Annotated in this window: 15 protein-coding genes and 4 tRNA genes; 8 read left to right on the top strand and 11 right to left on the bottom strand. The window is 39.8% G+C overall.

What is annotated here, in order from left to right:
* Nucleotide 1 precedes the first annotated feature (1 nt).
* The 7 genes from rsxB to B5G52_RS05430 all read right to left on the bottom strand — a co-directional run bounded on the left by rsxB (nucleotide 2) and on the right by B5G52_RS05430 (nucleotide 3,820).
* Nucleotides 2-556 (bottom strand): electron transport complex subunit RsxB, encoded by a 555-nt coding sequence (gene rsxB, locus B5G52_RS05460; RefSeq protein ID WP_087531694.1) that lies wholly within the window; start codon nucleotides 554-556, stop codon nucleotides 2-4.
* A gap of 1 nt (nucleotide 557) precedes the next feature.
* Nucleotides 558-1,139: an electron transport complex subunit RsxA gene (rsxA, locus tag B5G52_RS05455; RefSeq protein ID WP_087531693.1), complete on the bottom strand. Its 582-nt coding sequence runs from the start codon at nucleotides 1,137-1,139 to the stop codon at nucleotides 558-560.
* 206 nt (nucleotides 1,140-1,345) lie between these two features.
* Nucleotides 1,346-3,289, bottom strand: a complete 1,944-nt coding sequence (locus B5G52_RS05450; protein WP_087531692.1) for an EAL domain-containing protein — start codon at nucleotides 3,287-3,289, stop codon at nucleotides 1,346-1,348.
* Nucleotides 3,290-3,441: 152 nt separating this feature from the next.
* Nucleotides 3,442-3,518 (bottom strand) — tRNA-Asn (locus B5G52_RS05445).
* 26 nt (nucleotides 3,519-3,544) lie between these two features.
* Nucleotides 3,545-3,621: transfer RNA gene (locus B5G52_RS05440), tRNA-Asn, on the bottom strand.
* Nucleotides 3,622-3,645: 24 nt separating this feature from the next.
* Nucleotides 3,646-3,722, bottom strand: a tRNA-Asn gene (locus B5G52_RS05435).
* 21 nt (nucleotides 3,723-3,743) lie between these two features.
* Nucleotides 3,744-3,820 (bottom strand) — tRNA-Asn (locus B5G52_RS05430).
* Nucleotides 3,821-4,925: 1,105 nt separating this feature from the next.
* Here B5G52_RS05430 and B5G52_RS05425 point away from each other — a divergent pair.
* From B5G52_RS05425 to B5G52_RS05405, 5 genes are read left to right on the top strand one after another with little or no spacing between them, the layout of a single operon-like run.
* Nucleotides 4,926-6,305, top strand: coding sequence for an MATE family efflux transporter (locus B5G52_RS05425; protein ID WP_087531691.1), 1,380 nt, complete (start codon nucleotides 4,926-4,928; stop codon nucleotides 6,303-6,305).
* Nucleotides 6,302-8,302: an excinuclease ABC subunit UvrB gene (gene uvrB / locus B5G52_RS05420; protein WP_087531690.1), complete on the top strand. Its 2,001-nt coding sequence runs from the start codon at nucleotides 6,302-6,304 to the stop codon at nucleotides 8,300-8,302. Before B5G52_RS05425 ends, uvrB begins: the two co-directional genes overlap by 4 nt.
* On the top strand, nucleotides 8,295-9,224 hold the full coding sequence (locus tag B5G52_RS05415; RefSeq protein ID WP_087531689.1) for a class I SAM-dependent methyltransferase: 930 nt from the start codon (nucleotides 8,295-8,297) through the stop codon (nucleotides 9,222-9,224). The genes uvrB and B5G52_RS05415 overlap by 8 nt, the downstream gene beginning before the upstream one ends.
* A gap of 7 nt (nucleotides 9,225-9,231) precedes the next feature.
* On the top strand, nucleotides 9,232-9,903 hold the full coding sequence (locus tag B5G52_RS05410; RefSeq protein ID WP_087531688.1) for a tRNA (adenine(22)-N(1))-methyltransferase TrmK: 672 nt from the start codon (nucleotides 9,232-9,234) through the stop codon (nucleotides 9,901-9,903).
* Between the two features lie 59 nt (nucleotides 9,904-9,962).
* Nucleotides 9,963-10,988: a hypothetical protein gene (locus tag B5G52_RS05405; RefSeq protein WP_087531687.1), complete on the top strand. Its 1,026-nt coding sequence runs from the start codon at nucleotides 9,963-9,965 to the stop codon at nucleotides 10,986-10,988.
* Here the strand turns inward: B5G52_RS05405 and B5G52_RS05400 are convergent.
* On the bottom strand, nucleotides 10,975-11,217 hold the full coding sequence (locus B5G52_RS05400; RefSeq protein ID WP_087531686.1) for a hypothetical protein: 243 nt from the start codon (nucleotides 11,215-11,217) through the stop codon (nucleotides 10,975-10,977). The two genes, B5G52_RS05405 and B5G52_RS05400, sit on opposite strands and share 14 nt — an antisense overlap.
* A gap of 161 nt (nucleotides 11,218-11,378) precedes the next feature.
* On the opposite strand from B5G52_RS05400, the gene B5G52_RS05395 reads away from it, so the two are divergent.
* The gene (locus B5G52_RS05395; protein WP_087531685.1) at nucleotides 11,379-11,828 is read left to right on the top strand and encodes an isoprenylcysteine carboxylmethyltransferase family protein; all 450 of its coding nucleotides are present in this window, start codon (nucleotides 11,379-11,381) and stop codon (nucleotides 11,826-11,828) included.
* Nucleotides 11,829-11,877: 49 nt separating this feature from the next.
* Here B5G52_RS05395 and queC read toward each other — a convergent pair whose 3' ends face one another.
* Nucleotides 11,878-12,558, bottom strand: a complete 681-nt coding sequence (gene queC, locus B5G52_RS05390; protein ID WP_356948015.1) for a 7-cyano-7-deazaguanine synthase QueC — start codon at nucleotides 12,556-12,558, stop codon at nucleotides 11,878-11,880.
* Nucleotides 12,559-12,688: 130 nt separating this feature from the next.
* Between queC and queE the strand changes: the two genes are divergently transcribed.
* Nucleotides 12,689-13,354 (top strand): 7-carboxy-7-deazaguanine synthase QueE, encoded by a 666-nt coding sequence (gene queE / locus B5G52_RS05385; protein ID WP_087531683.1) that lies wholly within the window; start codon nucleotides 12,689-12,691, stop codon nucleotides 13,352-13,354.
* A gap of 80 nt (nucleotides 13,355-13,434) precedes the next feature.
* Here queE and B5G52_RS05380 read toward each other — a convergent pair whose 3' ends face one another.
* On the bottom strand, nucleotides 13,435-15,402 hold the full coding sequence (locus B5G52_RS05380; RefSeq protein WP_087531682.1) for a TonB-dependent siderophore receptor: 1,968 nt from the start codon (nucleotides 15,400-15,402) through the stop codon (nucleotides 13,435-13,437).
* Between the two features lie 70 nt (nucleotides 15,403-15,472).
* A complete protein-coding gene (locus B5G52_RS05375) occupies nucleotides 15,473-15,835 on the bottom strand; it encodes a hypothetical protein (RefSeq protein ID WP_140394302.1) in 363 nt (120 codons plus the stop codon).
* 177 nt (nucleotides 15,836-16,012) lie between these two features.
* Here B5G52_RS05375 and B5G52_RS05370 point away from each other — a divergent pair, with 177 nt between their 5' ends.
* Nucleotides 16,013-17,026 carry a DUF5924 family protein gene (locus tag B5G52_RS05370; RefSeq protein ID WP_087531680.1) on the top strand — a complete coding sequence of 338 codons (1,014 nt, stop codon included), beginning with the start codon at nucleotides 16,013-16,015 and terminating at the stop codon, nucleotides 17,024-17,026.
* Nucleotides 17,027-17,049 lie beyond the last annotated feature (23 nt).

Genomic DNA, 17,049 nt, shown 5'->3' with positions numbered 1-17,049 from the left:
CTTAATCTATTTGTGTAACTGGGATTGCATCTAGTTGCCATTTCCACGTTTGTTTTGTGGTTTCTACGGGCAACATATCAATACAATCAACAGGACAAGGTTCAACACATAAATCACAGCCAGTACATTCATCTATCAGTACAGTGTGCATTTGCCTTGTTGCACCTACAATGGCATCAACAGGGCAAGCTTGAATACATTTTGTACAGCCAATACATTCATCTTCTCGTATATAGGCAACAGTTTTAACAGGATCAGCTTGCTCACCTCCGGCAAGTGGCTTGGCTTCAACGCCCATTAAATCAGCCAGCTTTTTAACGGTCGCTTCACCACCTGGTGGGCATTTATTGATTTCATCACCATTGGCGATAGCTTCAGCATAAGGACGGCAACCAGGGTAACCACATTGACCACATTGAGTTTGCGGTAAAATGGTGTCTATTTGCTCAACAATAGGACTGCCTTGCACGCGAAAGCGTACAGCAGCAAAGCCTAAAATTAAGCCAAAAATAAGTGCCAGCGAACCAAGCGCCAGCAATGCATAAAACAAGGTCATGTTAAAACTTCACTAATCCTGTAAAACCCATAAAGGCCATAGACATAAGGCCTGCGGTGATCATTGCAATAGATGCACCTTTAAAAGGAGAGGGGACGTCTGCGGCAGCTAAGCGCTCGCGTAGGGCGGCAAATAAAACTAACACTAATGAAAAACCAACGGCAGCGCCAAAGCCATAAACCGCTGATTGTAAGAAAGTATGGTCTTCTTTAATATTCAATATTGCAACCCCCAATACTGCACAGTTAGTGGTGATCAAAGGTAAGAATATCCCCAACAAGCGATAGAGTGTAGGGCTGGTTTTTTTTACCACCATTTCGGTAAATTGAACGACGACCGCAATCACCAAAATAAAACTCATTGTACGTAAAAAAGTGATATCTAAAGGAACTAAAATATACTGATTGACTAAATAGCTTGTTACAGAGGCGAGCGTCAGTACAAAGGTCGTCGCGAGCGACATACCAATAGCAGTATCTAATTTACCTGATACCCCCATAAAAGGGCATAAACCTAAAAACTGTACTAAAACAAAGTTATTAACCAGCACAGTGCCAATTAACAGCAAGACATATTCTGTCATATTCGCCTCAAGCAATCATAATCGTCGACATTATCCTTTTTTCTCACTAGTTTAACAACACATCAAAAGGAAAAAAGCTACTTTAGTAATGATACTTACTATCATTTACAATTTTGCAATATAAGTCAGTTGGATCTTGTTAGTATCGGCGTGTTTTTACGGGCAGCAATAAGGCGCTAGACGCGCCTTATTAGAAATGTGAAATGTTAGATATCTTTTGGTTTTTCTATGTAATAGCCTTGGACACCATCTAAACACAATGTTTCAACAATATGCTTTTCTTCTTGACTTTCAATACCTTCAGCAAAAACACTGACGCCTATGCGATGTGCTAAGTCAACCATTAAACGCATAAAGTATTGGTTGTTTTTATCTTCCTCTAGGCCGCGGGTATAGCTTGCATCCATTTTGATAAAGTCTGGCTTTAAATCTCGGAAAAACTTAAATGAAGTTAAACCAACACCAAAACGCTCAACCGTGATACGAGCACCGACACGGTGCACCATGTCGATAAAGCGTTTACTAGCTTTAATATTTTGCTGTAGTCCGAATTCGCTGACTTCAAAAACCAGTTTAGAAGCAATGTTAGTGTCTTTTAATAAGCGGCGCTCTAGCCAAATGACAAATTGGTCATTATGGGCGCTCGATGCAGTTACGTTGATTCCAAAGTATTTTTCTGAAAAATTACGGCTTTTGATTTTTTCTAATGAAGTGCCAATAATAAGCCGGTCGATTTCAATGGCCATATCGAGTTTTTCAGCCATGGCTAAGAATGAAGCTGTTGGTAACGCTTGGTTTTCTTCGGTTTTAAAACGTACTTGAATCTCAGCATAAGCTTTAATACTTTTGCCTATTGGCATAATGTTTTGCATTACCAAATGCACTCGCTCAGCTTCAATTACTTCGTTTATAACCTTGCGCCAATTTTGGTTGCCAAAACCAGCGCTGACGTTATTTATTAAGTCAGTGTCTCGTTGTACATGCCATGCATTTGCTTGTTTTGATTGTGCCATACTCATAGCATTATCAACAATTGACAGTAACTCTCCTAAAGGTTTGCCTTTTTCGTAGCCAACAATACCTGTATTAGCGACGGAGCTGAGTTCTTGGTTTTGTTGATACTGGGTAAAACGGGACTGTAAGTTATCACCAAAACGTTCAGATTCTTTTAGTGGAATGTTTGGCAGTACTACAGCAAAGTCAGAGCTATTTAATCGGAAAACTTTGCTTCCGGTATACGTACCACTTATATGCTTAATAATATCAGCAACGGCTTTAACGTATTCATCGCCTTTTTGGTAACCACGAGTTTGGTTAATAGATTGTAGTTCACTGCATCTGACCATCGCCAGTGAACCAAACGTACTTTTTTCGCTGCTCTCAATATGCTTTTCATAATATTCAACAAACATATTACGGTTACCAAGCTCAGTGACTACGTCTTTATATGCTTCTTGCTTAATAGAGAGGGCTGCATTTTGGATATCTTCGTGTTTAGATTGTAAAAAATGTGACAGCCGATTAAAGCTTGGCACTAAATCAGCGGCAAGCCTTTTAATTTTAGTATTATCAATAGACGCTTCTAATCCGCTGTTGACCTGGTTTTGATTTATATAAACGTCAACAATCTCTGCCACCGTCATGCTTATATTTCTGTTAAGCCTTTTGAGCATAGCTTTCATAAATATAACGGGGATTATTGCCATCAATCCTGAAACCAAAATAACAATGAACATGGCTTGTTGTAACAATGCGCCTAGGTTGTGAGCATTAATTGTGAATTCAACTTTGATATCAGATGCTTTATTAACCGCAAATTGTGGGCGTATAGAGTTAAAACGTTTCTCAACAAATGCCGCAAAACTTGGCAATGGAGTGGGGGACTGAATATTTATAAGCTCTTTTCCATCATAATCGCGAAGAATAAATGACGAAAAAGTATTGCCATCAGCAAGTGCTTGCTGAATCTGTTGTGGTGAGATTTCTTCAATGGTGTGATCGTTGATATAATTACTCACAACATTTTGAGCTTTCTTTTGTGCAGAGCTCGCTGCGTTGTCAAAAGCTAAAGCAACAAAATAACCGCCCACACTTGCTAGTAACAGCCAAGAAATAAGTTGTATTAATATAAGTTTTTTAAAACCAGCCATGTTTTAAGTCTTTAAGTCGTTCAAAAGGGAAGGAATCAAGTCCTTGATCAGTCAAAGGTTTTATTTGGTTGTTAATGTAATAACAAAAATTATTTATTTGACAGATGTAGAGTAGAGGAAATATTAAGAAAAGTCTAATTGATTCGTTAACTTGGCTCCCCCTCCCCGACTCGAACGGGGGACCTGCGGATTAACAGTCCGTCGCTCTAACCAACTGAGCTAAGGGGGAACTACAATAACTTAAATTATATGATTTGGCTCCCCCTCCCCGACTCGAACGGGGGACCTGCGGATTAACAGTCCGTCGCTCTAACCAACTGAGCTAAGGGGGAACTACATATCATATTGCATAAACTTGGCTCCCCCTCCCCGACTCGAACGGGGGACCTGCGGATTAACAGTCCGTCGCTCTAACCAACTGAGCTAAGGGGGAATCGTTTATGGCTGATAAACTTGGCTCCCCCTCCCCGACTCGAACGGGGGACCTGCGGATTAACAGTCCGTCGCTCTAACCAACTGAGCTAAGGGGGAAGCGTCATGCCTTTCAACGGGGCGAAATATTAATGATGGAGCCGCAAAGTGTCAACATAAAAACTTCATAAATTCAAAAAAGTAGTCTATTCGATGTTTTTATGTTCGATCTGTGTGTTTTATAGCTTTAATCGTACGTTTTATAACGCACGAAAATAGCAGTCGAAATAGCAAATACCGAAAATCAAATTAGTTTTGTACAAAAATTCGCTAGGGTTACGCGAGTAATAAATGTATTAAAATGCAGTTGCCTCGCTCAAAGGCATCAAAATCATAAAAAAGTATTTTAAGAGGCAGAAAGAATATTTAGCTAAGTTGAGCTTGCCAGCGACATAAACTAAGTTAATGAGTAAGCATTTCATTATTCCCATGCAATAAAATCCATGATTATATTTTGCTTTAATTAAATTTGGTTTTTAGGATCTGAGTAGAAGGTTAGTAAAAGTTATTCTATATCAGTTATATAGTTGTTCAGATACGATAATAAAAAATAATTCACTTACATTAATATTTCTGCAATGTTTGGTTTGAGTATATTTTTTGAACTGATTGATTAAATACATTAAAGTTAGTATTCGCCAACATGAAGTTTGAATAGAAATTTGAGTATGGTTGTACGCCTTTATTAATGCGGGTTTGAGAGAGTTATCCACGGTTTCTGTGGATAACTCTGTTTATGAAACTTTAAGAACATCGTTTGAGCCTGATTTTTCGGGCGCTGTAAGGATATCAAGTCTTTAAAACATTTTTTTTATTGTTAATAAAAACAACAACTTAAAAATTAAGGGTGGAAAACAACTGATTGATGAGTAAATTTATTCGTGATGATTAGATATCAGTAAATTTTGTGTAAAAATACAGCAGTGGCCACACGTTTTATATGATAAAAAGTTGCAAAGCTGTATTTTTATTGTTTTTTACTAAAGGTTGGCTACAATTTTCGTTAAACAGCTTGAAATAGTAAGTTTTCGTAGAGAAAGTAGCTTCTGTTTACTTATTCTTAATAATTATTGCTGCTAGTTGGGATTCATTTGATAAATGCATGGCTTGAAAAGGCATCATGCTTTAAAATAGCACGCTTAATAAAAGAGGCTTATTTATTCCCATGCGCGCTAATTTGCAAACAAACACATCTCCTGATTTATTAAATGCCCCTATAGTTCCAACACTTAAACGAATGACCATACCAATGATTTTTGGCATGATCACGTTAATGATGTTTAATCTTGTTGATACTTTTTTTATCAGTATGCTTGGAACAGAGCCTTTAGCTGCTGTGAGCTTTACTTTTCCTGTCACGTTTACTGTTATTAGTTTAGCAATTGGCTTAGGTATTGGAACATCCGCAGTGATTGCCAAAGCACTAGGCAGTAACAATATAGAAGAAGCACGTTTTGATGCCAGCATGGCGTTGATTATCGCCGTAGTAATGGTTTTGTGTTTGTCACTTTTTGGCTATTTAATGCTTGAACCCATATTTAGTTTACTTGGGGCAGGACAGCATACACTCCCATTAATACATGAATATATGAGTGTTTGGTTTCTGGGTAGTGTATTTTTGATTACTCCAATGGTTGGTAATTCAGTGCTTCGCGCTAGCGGCGATACAAAAACACCAAGCATTGTTATGGGGGGAGCAGGGCTGATTAATGCTGTTCTTGATCCTGTGTTAATTTTTGGCTTTGGTCCTATTCCTGCTTTAGGGATTCAAGGTGCGGCCATCGCCAGTGTCATTGCGTGGTCAGTTGCGGTGGTGATCATTTTATATATTTTAGTCGTAAAAAAAGGGCTGTTAAGCTTACACGCGAGAAATCAAACGCCTTTGGCATCAATGCAAAAGATATTAAAAATAGGTTTTCCGGCAGCGGGAGCCAATATGTTAACCCCAATTGCTATGGCCGTAATGACAGCATTAGTGGCGGGTTATGGTCCAGAAGCAGTCGCCGCTTTTGGCGTCGGCAGTAGGGTTGAATCCATTGCAAGCCTTGTTGTGCTTGCCTTATCAATGACATTACCCCCATTTATTAGTCAAAACTTTGGTGCAGGTAAGCTAAGCCGAGTGAAGAGTGCCTACAGTACAACGTTAAAATTTGTCATGGTATGGCAATTTATTATTTATTTATTATTAATCGTGTTTTCAGGTGTCATCAGCCAATTGTTTGGTAAAGAGCAAATGGTTATTGATGTTATCAAGCTTTTTATATACACATTGCCGCTTAGTTATGGCTTTCAAGGGGTGATAATTTTATCTAATTCATCATTTAATGCCTTACATAAGCCAATGAATGCGCTTATTTTGAGTGTGGTGCGTTTATTTGTGTTTTATGTTCCATTTGCTTATCTGGGGAGTGTACTTGCAGGGTTGTCAGGGCTGTTAATAGGTGCTGCAATAGGCAATGTATTTACCGGCATTGTGGCGTATAAGTGGTTTATAAAAGAGCTAGACGCTATTAATAATCAACCAGTTAAGGAGTGCCAAGCATGAGTGACCATTTCCAATTGGTATCACAGTTTACCCCAAGTGGCGATCAACCCACTGCGATTGCCCAGCTTTGCGAAGGGCTAGAAGCTGGTTTAGCTCACCAAACTTTACTTGGTGCTACCGGGACTGGTAAAACATTTACCATGGCGAACATTATTAATGATTTAAATCGCCCAACGATTATTATGGCGCACAATAAAACTTTAGCAGCACAACTTTACGGTGAGATGAAAGAGTTTTTCCCCAATAATGCTGTTGAATATTTTGTCTCTTATTATGATTATTATCAGCCTGAGGCTTATGTTGTTGCCAGCGATACATTTATCGAAAAAGACGCTTCAATTAATGAACACATAGAACAAATGCGTTTAAGTGCGACTAAAGCCTTGTTAGAGCGCCGTGACACGATAATAGTGGCCTCAGTATCAGCCATTTATGGTTTGGGTGACCCTGATTCATACATGAAAATGATGCTGTTATTAAAAGTCGGTGAAACCGTTGACCAACGCGATATGTTACGCCGATTAGCTGAATTACAATACACCCGTAACGACATTGATTTTAGTCGTGGTACCTATCGAGTGCGGGGCGAAGTAATCGATATATTTCCTGCAGAGTCAGACACCTATGCCGTACGCGTTGAAATGTTTGATGACGAAATAGAGCGCTTAAGTATTTTTGATCCACTCACTGGTGCAATTGAGAAGCACATTGTACGTGCGACTATTTACCCTAAAACGCACTATGTTACGCCACGCGAGAAGATTCTTGATGCGGTAGAGCATATTAAAGCAGAACTTAAAGAACGCCGTGCACAACTGCTCAGTGCTAATAAGCTGGTTGAAGAGCAGCGCGTTGCACAGCGAACCCAGTACGACATAGAAATGATGACCGAGCTTGGTTATTGTTCAGGCATAGAAAACTACAGCCGTTATTTATCGGGCCGTACGCCTGGCGATCCACCACCTACGTTACTGGATTATTTGCCTGACGATGCATTAATGATCATTGATGAATCACACGTTACCGTATCGCAAATTGGCGCTATGTATAAAGGTGATCGCAGCCGTAAAGAAAATTTAGTTGAATACGGTTTTCGGATGCCATCAGCAATGGATAACCGACCACTTCGATTTGAAGAGTTTGAAGCCATTGCGCCACAGACTATTTATGTTTCAGCAACCCCAGGGGACTTTGAACTAGAGCGCTGTGGCGATGATATTGCTGAGCAAGTTATTCGCCCAACTGGTTTACTCGACCCTGAAATAGAAGTGCGCCCTGTAGGCACCCAGGTTGATGATTTACTCTCTGAAATTTATAAACGGGTGGAGATTGATGAGCGGGTGTTAGTTACAACACTGACTAAGCGCATGGCCGAAGATTTAACCGACTACCTCAATGAGCATAATGTAAAAGTACGTTATTTACACTCAGACATAGACACTGTCGAGCGCGTTGAGATTATTCGTGACTTTCGTGCTGGGGTGTTTGATGTGTTAGTGGGTATTAACTTACTACGTGAAGGTTTAGACATGCCAGAAGTGTCGTTAGTGGCGATACTTGATGCTGATAAAGAAGGCTTTTTACGCTCGGCTCGTTCGCTTATACAAACAATAGGGCGTGCTGCACGGCACTTAAATGGCCGTGCCATTTTATATGCTGATCGGGTAACTAAGTCGATGGCCAAAGCGATGGACGAAACTCAGCGTCGTCGTGATATCCAACATGCCTACAATGTAAAGCATGGTATAGAGCCTAAAGCACTGCTGAAGAAAATAACCGACATTATGGATGTAGGTGAGCAAGCCGGTCCACAAGATAACTTAAAACTTATTCGTAAAGAAACCACGCAAGTGCTTAGTGCAAAAGAGATTGCGGCGCAGATTAAACAACTTGAGAGTAAAATGCATGCCTATGCGAGCGACCTTGAGTTTGAAAAGGCCGCCTCAGTACGCGATGAAATACACGAATTACAACAACAGTTGATTAAAAATGCATAATTTTTCTCCTCTTATTAGTGCACTTGAAAGTGCACCGCTTGCAGCTAATGAGCTGTGCCGTATTTTTCATGGTCGTGGTCACAGTGTTGAGCATTTAAGTCATTTAAATCTAGACTTTTACCCACCGAGCTTGTTTTTAGTATCGTATGAAGAAATAGACGATGACACGTTAAATATATTAACTGAACAGGTGTGGCAATGGGCGCAACAACATGCACCTGAGCAGGTTACGGCGATGGTTTACCAGCAAAGAGCTGGGTTACAAACACAAAATAAATTAGTGCAGGGAACATTACCTGAGCGTCATACAGTAAAAGAGGGTGCCGTTGAATTTATTGTTGATTTAATGAGTCGTCAAAACACCGGTATCTTCCCTGATATGCGAAGTGGCCGCGAGTTTGTAAGTAGCAACAGCCAAAACGCAAAGGTCCTTAATTTATTCTCTTATACGTGCGGTTTTTCAGTCAGTGCGATGCAGGGTGGGGCTGATTCCGTGATCAACATGGATATGAATAAAGGCGTATTACGCACAGGTAAACAAAATCATCAATTGAATGGCTTTGAGCGCGGCGTGAGCTTTTTACCTCATGATATTTTAAAATCCTTTGGTAAGCTAAAAAAAGCGGCACCGTTTGATTTGATCATTGTCGATCCGCCTAGCTTTCAAAAAGGCAGTTTTATACTCACTAAAGACTATCAAAAAGTATTACGACGTTTACCAGAGTTACTTAATAGTAATACCCAGCTTTTGCTCTGCGCAAATAGCCCTGAGCTAAGTGAAAGTGCATTCAAAGCACTGATTGCAGAGCATACCCAAGATGCCATTGAGTTTGTTGAGCGCCTAGCTCCTACGGCTGGTTTTATTGAAATAGACAGTGACCGTAGCTTAAAAGCGCTTATTTATAAAACCTCAGCAAAATAGGGTATGAATGAAACTGAGTAATCGTTTAAATGCGATCAATGCATTAATCACTCAGCCCTATGATGTGATTTGGGATTGCTGTTGCGATCATGGTTTACTGGGTATGGCAATTCTCAAGCGCCAGATTGCAAAAAAAGTGGTGTTTGTTGATATTGTACCTTCGCTGATGAGCGAGCTTAATGTGACGTTGACGCGTTTTGCAGGTTCTCAGTCAAGCAGTGACTGGCAAGTAATGTGTAAAGATGTAGGCGGTATTACACTTGAGAAAAACGCCAAACAGTTAGTGATTATCGCCGGTGTGGGAGGCGAGTTACTACTTAAGTTAATGCAGCAAATTATAGCCAACCACACTCAACAAAAATTAGCTAAAATAAGCTTTATTATCTGCTCAGTTCATCATACCTACAGTTTAAGAGAGGGGCTAAACGAGCTTGATTTAGGCCTGATATCAGAACAAATTATTGTTGAAAATAAGCGTTTTTATGAAGCCCTACACCTTAGTTTTGAAAGCACAACTAAAATAACCCCAACAGGCAATACGATGTGGGATATGAGTAATAAACATCATCGTAGCTATTTAAATAAACTGCTTTTGCATTATACGCGAATGGCACATCAGAGCCCACAACGCTTTGAAAAAGTGATCAATGATTACAAACAATTGTTAAGCATTGAGTGATCTATTTAGTACTGTTAATTCGTAATACAAAGATAACCTGTAGATGAATTGAAGTAAGTATGAATCGTCAAACAATGAGACCTTCAAGCAATAATAATGAAAAGTGGCCGCATAGTTATGAACAGCCCATCTCTTATGCGCCACTTGTTCAACTTGCTAATAATAATTGGGTCGTGCCGCAGCACTTTTTACGTTACAAGCATACGTTAACATCAGTCAATGAAGTGCTTGAAAAAATCAAGTTTTCAGCACACTTTACAGTGCTCGCAGCGCAAAAAGATAACCAACTATATTTACAAGTAGCGGTTCTGAGCCCTGATAATTATCAAACTAATACACAAAGTCCTGATGCTAAAAAGTTACTTTTTGGTCGGCGCTGGTACGTGGAAGAAAACCTACCCACCTCGGAGTTAATTCAAACCGCTTTTTTAGCGCTAAAAATCGCGAGAGAACATGAAGTAAGAGAGTTATTTCAGTTCAAACACCGTCACGGTGCTAGTACACCATTTAATAACCATCATGATCTTCCCTTAATGGCTGACAATGCAGCTTTAGTGAATCAGAGCGAAGAGGGTGACTTCGATATACATACGCTCTTAAGTCATTGTCTGTTTGCAGGTGAAGCGCTTGAATTAGTATCAGTACACAATATTGATTCAGTTTGTTGTTTATATCGTGTTCAGCTGATGTGTAGTGAGTGTCAGCTTAGTGAATTTAATAATGCGTCCATTACATTTTTGGTTACTGATAATACAAGTAACGGGTTTTTACATGGCTTAATGAATGCGCTTGTGGATAAAAGTAACGAATATGTGAGTGAGCAATTTAGTTACGCTGGATTAACGCGGTTTGGTCGATGTATCGCAGTTGAAAAAGTGGGGGAGTTGAGCATCAAGTTGAGATCGCATAATACCTTACAATTATGCTCTTTGGGTAAACAAAACGCGAATCAACTTAATTTTGAAATCGATAGTGCACGCGTTCCACAAGGTTGTGATAGCGAAATTACGGGTTTTTTAGCCGCTCATGGTATCGAACGGCCAGAAAATGCGCATTTGTACTCAAAGCAGTTTAAAGTCGATTAATTTCTTGTTTAACATCATAACTTGAGTCGGTTACGATAGCTTCCAGTGTTTGTACGCGCTCTTTTAGTGCGCGTACTTCAGCATTTACCGCATCTAGTTGCTTATTTGCATCGTTATTGTTGTTTTGCATTTTATGTTTAAACTCAAGGTGCTTCTTGTACATATCGTATATGACTCCAGAGCCAACCGAAATAAACACAATTAACACGATCATCGTTGTACCTGACATAACTTTTATTTCCTTTATTCGTTTTTATTAGTATAAAGTATAACCTGCTTTACGCACCCAGAAAGCTGACAATTGTAACTTTATTTGTATTCTTAGTCTGAGAGGTTAAATTAAGGCCGTTTACTAAGTCAGTATAAGTGAAACTATCTAGAAGGATATGTATGTTAAATAATAAAATACCGCCGGTATTGGTAGTACTTTTTTTCGCCGCGATTATGGCGTTAGTTGCTCACTATAGTGTTATCGATTTGAGCGCATTTATTAGCTATGTTGCCGCTATTTTTGTGGTTATAGGGGTTATTTTTTGTATTGCCGGTGTGGTGAGTTTTCGTTTAGCTAAAACTACTGTTAATCCTAATAACCCTGAGCAGGCTACGGAGCTTGTAACAGCAGGAGTGTATAAGTTGTCTCGTAATCCTATGTATGTTGGTTTTGCGTTTATATTATTAGGCTGGGGCGTATGGCTAATGTCTATTTGGGCTATCGCTTGCATTGCGGGGTTTGTTGCGTATTTAACGCTTTTTCAGATAATTCCAGAGGAGCGCGCATTGAGCAAAATATTTGGTCAACAATACACAGATTACATGAACCAAGTAAGACGCTGGTTATAAATAATAATAAAGGCTATCAATGATAGCCTTTAATTAGCTTCAAATAAGCTTATTCATACTCAAGTGGGTCTGTAACGTCGTTAAGTTTAAATGCTTCAAGGCGTTCTTGGCACGCACCACATTTACCACAGGCTTTTTCTCGGCCGTTATAACAGGTCCAAGTTTGGCTGTAGTCTAGCCCCATTTTTATACCATCGGTTAAAATATCAATTTTAGTATTGTTTAAGTAAGGGCTAAAAATTTCGACAGCATCGTAATTAGCAATACGGCATAAATCGTCCATTTTCTTCACAAACTCAGGGCGACAATCAGGATAAATAGCATGATCGCCCGAATGGGCACCATAATAAACTTGGCTGGCTTTAAGAGAAACTGCATACCCAACAGCTAATGACAGTAAAATCATATTACGGTTAGGTACGATAGTACTTTTCATGCTTTCTTCTTCGTAATGGCCTTCAGGCACGTCAATATCGTCAGTTAATGATGAGCCACCAATAAGTTGGTTGATGGCAGAGATATCAACGATTTTATGTGGAACATTAAGCTTTTCACATACTTGTGCGGCGACTTTTAGCTCTTTAACATGACGCTGACCATAATCAAATGATAAGGCGTAAACATCGTGGCCTTCTTGCAGGGCTTTATTTAATACGGTAAATGAATCCATACCGCCGGAATAAATCACAACTACTTTTTGCGTCATATCTGTTTTGCTCTTAGTTTTAATAGAGGTTTATATCAGGGCGCGATATACTACACGGATGGAGCATAAATAACAATTTTTGCCCGTGCTTTTTGATTTCTATTTTATCGCTATTTTACCCGATAAATATGCCAAGTAGTAAGTGAGATAACGTTTGTACAAAATAAATGAAGTATTTGAAACAATCCAAGGTGAAGCAAGTTTTACAGGCACGCCTTCAATATTTTTGCGTCTGCAGGGCTGCCCGGTTGGGTGTGCTTGGTGTGATACAAAACAAACTTGGGATGTCGATAACGTATATAAAGTTTCACTTGATGAGACGGTTGAAAAAAAAGCCGACTCAGATCACTGGGCTGATGCATCAGCACAGCAAATATTAGCGCTATTTAAGTCGCGAGGTTACCGTGCAAAACATGTGGTGATCACCGGTGGCGAGCCATGCATGTATGATTTAAACCCAGTATGCGAATTACTTCATGAGAATGGTTTTAGTACTCAAATAGAAACCAGCGGGACTTTTGAAATTTTAGTACCAACGCAAACGTGGGTTACTGTATCGCCAAAAATTAATATGCGTGGTGGCTATGAAGTGCTGACCTCGGCAATGAAGCGCGCAGATGAAATAAAGCACCCAATCGCAATGCAAAAACATGTAGAAGAGCTTGAAGCATTATTTGCTAAAACGGGTGTTGACCCTAAATTGGTCTACTTGCAACCTATTAGCCAAAAAGTTTCTGCAACGAAATTGGCAATAGAAACGTGCATTGATAAAAACTGGCGTTTATCTGTGCAAGTACACAAGTACTTGGGAATCAGTTAGCAAACGTTGTCTTTTATTTTTTATAGCTGAATTTGTAAAAACACGCCGGTGATTATCTTACCAGCGTGTTTATCCTTTCATTAATCGTTAAACTTGATACGAATGCCAGCATTGACAGTAAAACCATCGTTTCGAGACCAAATATCTGTCGTCCAACGGCCACTCGGTGCTTGTTGTGGCAATATAAGAGAGTCTTCTTTTGTTTGTCTTACATTGAGCAGATTCTCTGCATTAACAAAATAGCTAATCCGTCCAACGGTAATTTGCCCAAGTAAACCTAAGTGCCAGTAGGCATCACTTTTATCTCTGTACGGGTTATTCTCAAGGTGTTGTGTGCCGGTGTAGTAGGCTTCAAAACCAACTAGGTGACTACCATGTTCTTCCCACATGATTACTGCACCCGCTGAGTGTTCTGGAGTGAGAGTAAGAGGCACACGACCCGTTCCTGAGCTGCTTTGTTTACTTGCATCTGTATATAAATAACTACCCGTTAGTTTGATATCATTCCAGCGGTAACGTAATAGAAATTCTGCACCGCGTATTTCACTTTGGCCAGGTGCGTTGACAATGCGAACATTTTTATCTGAAGGTGTGAGTTGCTGATTAATAACTTCTAACTCAGTGACGTTTTCAACATCGGAGGAGAAAAAGGTAACACTTGTTTCGACGCTATCAAATGCATAGCTGATATCGATAGAAGCGGTGTTTGCATGTTCTTCTTCAATATTTTCAAGCGGCTCTAAATGGGATAAACCGGCATCTTCAATATCTTCAATAAATGGAGTAGGGGCAAAGAATCCTTTGCCGTAAGAGCCTCGTACAGTCCAATTTTCTGGGTTGTATAACATTGAAATACGTGGGCTAAATTGCGTACCGTATTCATTGTGCCAATCGGCACGTGCACTTAATGACAGCGACACATTTTCGCTGGCTTCATAATCAAGCTGTGAAAAAACGCCCGGCACTTCGTAGCTGTAGTCAAACGCGGAAAAATCTTCAGAATGGTATTTTTCAGATTGGTAAGCGGCACCGACTAGCCATGCTATGTTGTCGGTATAACCAGAGATACTTGACTCAAATAAATAACTTTCATGATTGTCATCTTCGTTTACTGTGCCATACACGTGATCATGATCTTGCTGCATTGCAGAACCACGTACATTTAAAGCCAGTACTTCATTTAATGGTTTATCAAATATAAACCCTGTATCGAGCCTTAAGCTGTCTTGTGTTTGTGCAAATGGGTTGCCATCTGGCATGGTTGCGTTTTCAGCGGTGCCGCCATCTCGTTGCTCGGTCATTGCACCTACAGTGACGTATAAATTGGCGCCATTATCACCTTCCCAATAGATACGCGGCCGTACACTTGCTCTATTATAGCTTGCCATATCAAGCCAGCCATCATCATCTAAGTCTTGCTCTTCTTGATGATGAAGCCCTGCGGTAACAGAGGCGCTGATTGAGTCAGTTAACGGGGCAGCAAAGTAAGAGGTAACATCTTGGCCATTTTTTGAGGTCGCATTAAGGAGAACTTCGCCCTCAAATTCATCGCTCGGCGTACGTGAAATCAAATTGATCACACCACCTAGCGCAGAGCCTCCATATAATGAAGAAGCAGAGCCTTTTATGATCTCAACATTGGCAAGATCAGTCGGCGGGATTTGTAATAAGCCTATTGATTGACCGCCATATAATGGCAGTCCGTCACTAAGTAGCTGGGTATAGCGGCCATATAGGCTTTGCAAACGGATATTTGCACTGCCTAAAGCGGGTGAAGTGTTTTGCACGCGTACACCACCAGTTTCTGCCACTAGCATTGAAATGTTACCAGGACGCATTAACGCTTTTTCATGTATTTCTTCAGCATTGATAATTTCAGTACGAGTTGCTGACTCGGTAACAATGCGACCAAGACGAGAAGCGGTGACTTGTATTTTCTCTATCGGTTTTTTTTCATGTTCGTCATGGTCATGATGCTGTTCGTGGGCGAACGAATAAGCAGGGAGTAACGCAGCAACAACAGCTAGCTTAGATGTTTTCGTAAACATATTTATCTCATAATTGTATTAAAGTAGAGCGAATTAGCCCTTAACGTGGCTAAAAACATGGGAACTGTATTTATGAGATAGCGATAGGAGGGCGGTAAATATAAGTGGCAACGGAGATTATTTTTGCAATATTTTGTTTTATAGCGTGATGATTTTGCATATCAATTTGAGTTGTCGTGATTTCTGACGGCAGGTAAAAGGCTGATACACAAGTATTTGCAGGGCAAAAACAGGTGCTATCACAACACTCTATTTCGCAACAGTCATCGTCACTCTTTGTGGTGTTTTCAATCCCCAGCGGACTGTCAATATTTAACGTTTGACTGTAAAGGTGAGTACTGTTCGAAGGAGATACACTATACGCCATACTTTGTTCAGCAAAGGTGAGCAAAATAAACAAAACAGCCAACATGTTTGAAAATGGCTTAGGCATAGTAATCTCAAAAGTAAAAAGTGTGAACATTATATTGAATTTACAATGCTATGTGAATACTTGTGTCTCATAACTAAATAATTTTAGACAAATGAGTAAACCCGTTGTTCATGTATTAAGGTATATTGTTTAGGTGACTAACTAAGATGTTAAGTTGTAAAAGGATCTTATTTTTGCATGAGCTATTTTAAAAATATAATAACAAAATTTATTTTAATGATGCAGCAGCATCCAGGCTTGCTGGCCGTATTTGCTTTTTGCAGTGGTGTGGCAAGTTACGTTTTAGTTGAGCGAAAGGAGTCGTTTTCGCAAATTATAGCTATACTTTTACTCGTCAGTTGGGTGTGGTTAATCGTAGATAATTGGCTGCGCGATAAAGTTGAGCAGCGCTTCGGTGTTGCTGTTTCACCTAACTTTATGCGTTTTGCATTACAAATGGTACAACAAGAAAGCTTGTTTTTTGCATTGCCATTTTTTCTCGCGGTGACTTCGTGGAATCATCCACAGGCTGTTTTTACATCATTAATTATACTTTGCGCATTTATATCGGTTGTCGATCCGCTGTATTATAAAAAATTGGCTAAGCACAGTATATTATTTACGGTGTTTCACAACTTCGCACTGTTCGTTGTTATTCTCGTTACTTTGCCTATTTTACTTAATCTCACCACCAGTGAAAGCCTAACAATAGCATTGATCACCTCAGTTATTTGTACACTGCCAAGCATGGGTAATTTAATGCCAAATGCGCGCTGGTGGCGCTTTCCTTTACTCGTTTTATTATTGAGTGCGCTTAGCGCTGGTTTATGGCAACTTCGCAGCTGGGTACCGCCGGCAGCGCTGCGCTTAACTGATATTACAGTATCCCATGAAGTCGATATTGCACAACGCAAGCCCATCGGTAACGTTAAGCAGTTAGATGTAAATACATTACGACAGGAAGGTTTGTATAGTTGGACAGCGGTGAAAGCACCAAGAGGGTTAAATGAAAAGATTTTTCATGTTTGGATCCTTAATAACCAAGTCGTGGAACGAATTGCATTAGATATTACAGGTGGGCGTGAGCAAGGTTATAGAGCGTGGACCCATAAAATGAACTTTCCCGCAGATCCGGTTGGGAAATGGCAAGTACACGTTGTTACTGAATCAGGACAATTGATAGGACTAGCTAAATTTAATGTTAGTCTATAATCAGTTGTCCTTATTATGAATAG

The organism is Pseudoalteromonas sp. A601 (assembly GCF_002165575.1).
GTDB lineage: Bacteria > Pseudomonadota > Gammaproteobacteria > Enterobacterales > Alteromonadaceae > Pseudoalteromonas.
This window is presented reverse-complemented; position numbering and strand designations above follow the sequence as displayed.

Coding starts and splice junctions, on each gene's coding strand:
- rsxA (WP_087531693.1), bottom strand. CDS start 1,139: ATGACAGAATATGTCTTGCTGTTAATTGGCACTGTGCTGGTTAATAAC.
- B5G52_RS05405 (WP_087531687.1), top strand. CDS start 9,963: ATGAATCGTCAAACAATGAGACCTTCAAGCAATAATAATGAAAAGTGG.
- B5G52_RS05415 (WP_087531689.1), top strand. CDS start 8,295: ATGCATAATTTTTCTCCTCTTATTAGTGCACTTGAAAGTGCACCGCTT.
- B5G52_RS05395 (WP_087531685.1), top strand. CDS start 11,379: ATGTTAAATAATAAAATACCGCCGGTATTGGTAGTACTTTTTTTCGCC.
- B5G52_RS05410 (WP_087531688.1), top strand. CDS start 9,232: ATGAAACTGAGTAATCGTTTAAATGCGATCAATGCATTAATCACTCAG.
- rsxB (WP_087531694.1), bottom strand. CDS start 556: ATGACCTTGTTTTATGCATTGCTGGCGCTTGGTTCGCTGGCACTTATT.
- B5G52_RS05425 (WP_087531691.1), top strand. CDS start 4,926: ATGCGCGCTAATTTGCAAACAAACACATCTCCTGATTTATTAAATGCC.
- B5G52_RS05380 (WP_087531682.1), bottom strand. CDS start 15,402: ATGTTTACGAAAACATCTAAGCTAGCTGTTGTTGCTGCGTTACTCCCT.
- uvrB (WP_087531690.1), top strand. CDS start 6,302: ATGAGTGACCATTTCCAATTGGTATCACAGTTTACCCCAAGTGGCGAT.
- B5G52_RS05370 (WP_087531680.1), top strand. CDS start 16,013: ATGAGCTATTTTAAAAATATAATAACAAAATTTATTTTAATGATGCAG.
- B5G52_RS05450 (WP_087531692.1), bottom strand. CDS start 3,289: ATGGCTGGTTTTAAAAAACTTATATTAATACAACTTATTTCTTGGCTG.
- B5G52_RS05400 (WP_087531686.1), bottom strand. CDS start 11,217: ATGTCAGGTACAACGATGATCGTGTTAATTGTGTTTATTTCGGTTGGC.
- B5G52_RS05375 (WP_140394302.1), bottom strand. CDS start 15,835: ATGCCTAAGCCATTTTCAAACATGTTGGCTGTTTTGTTTATTTTGCTC.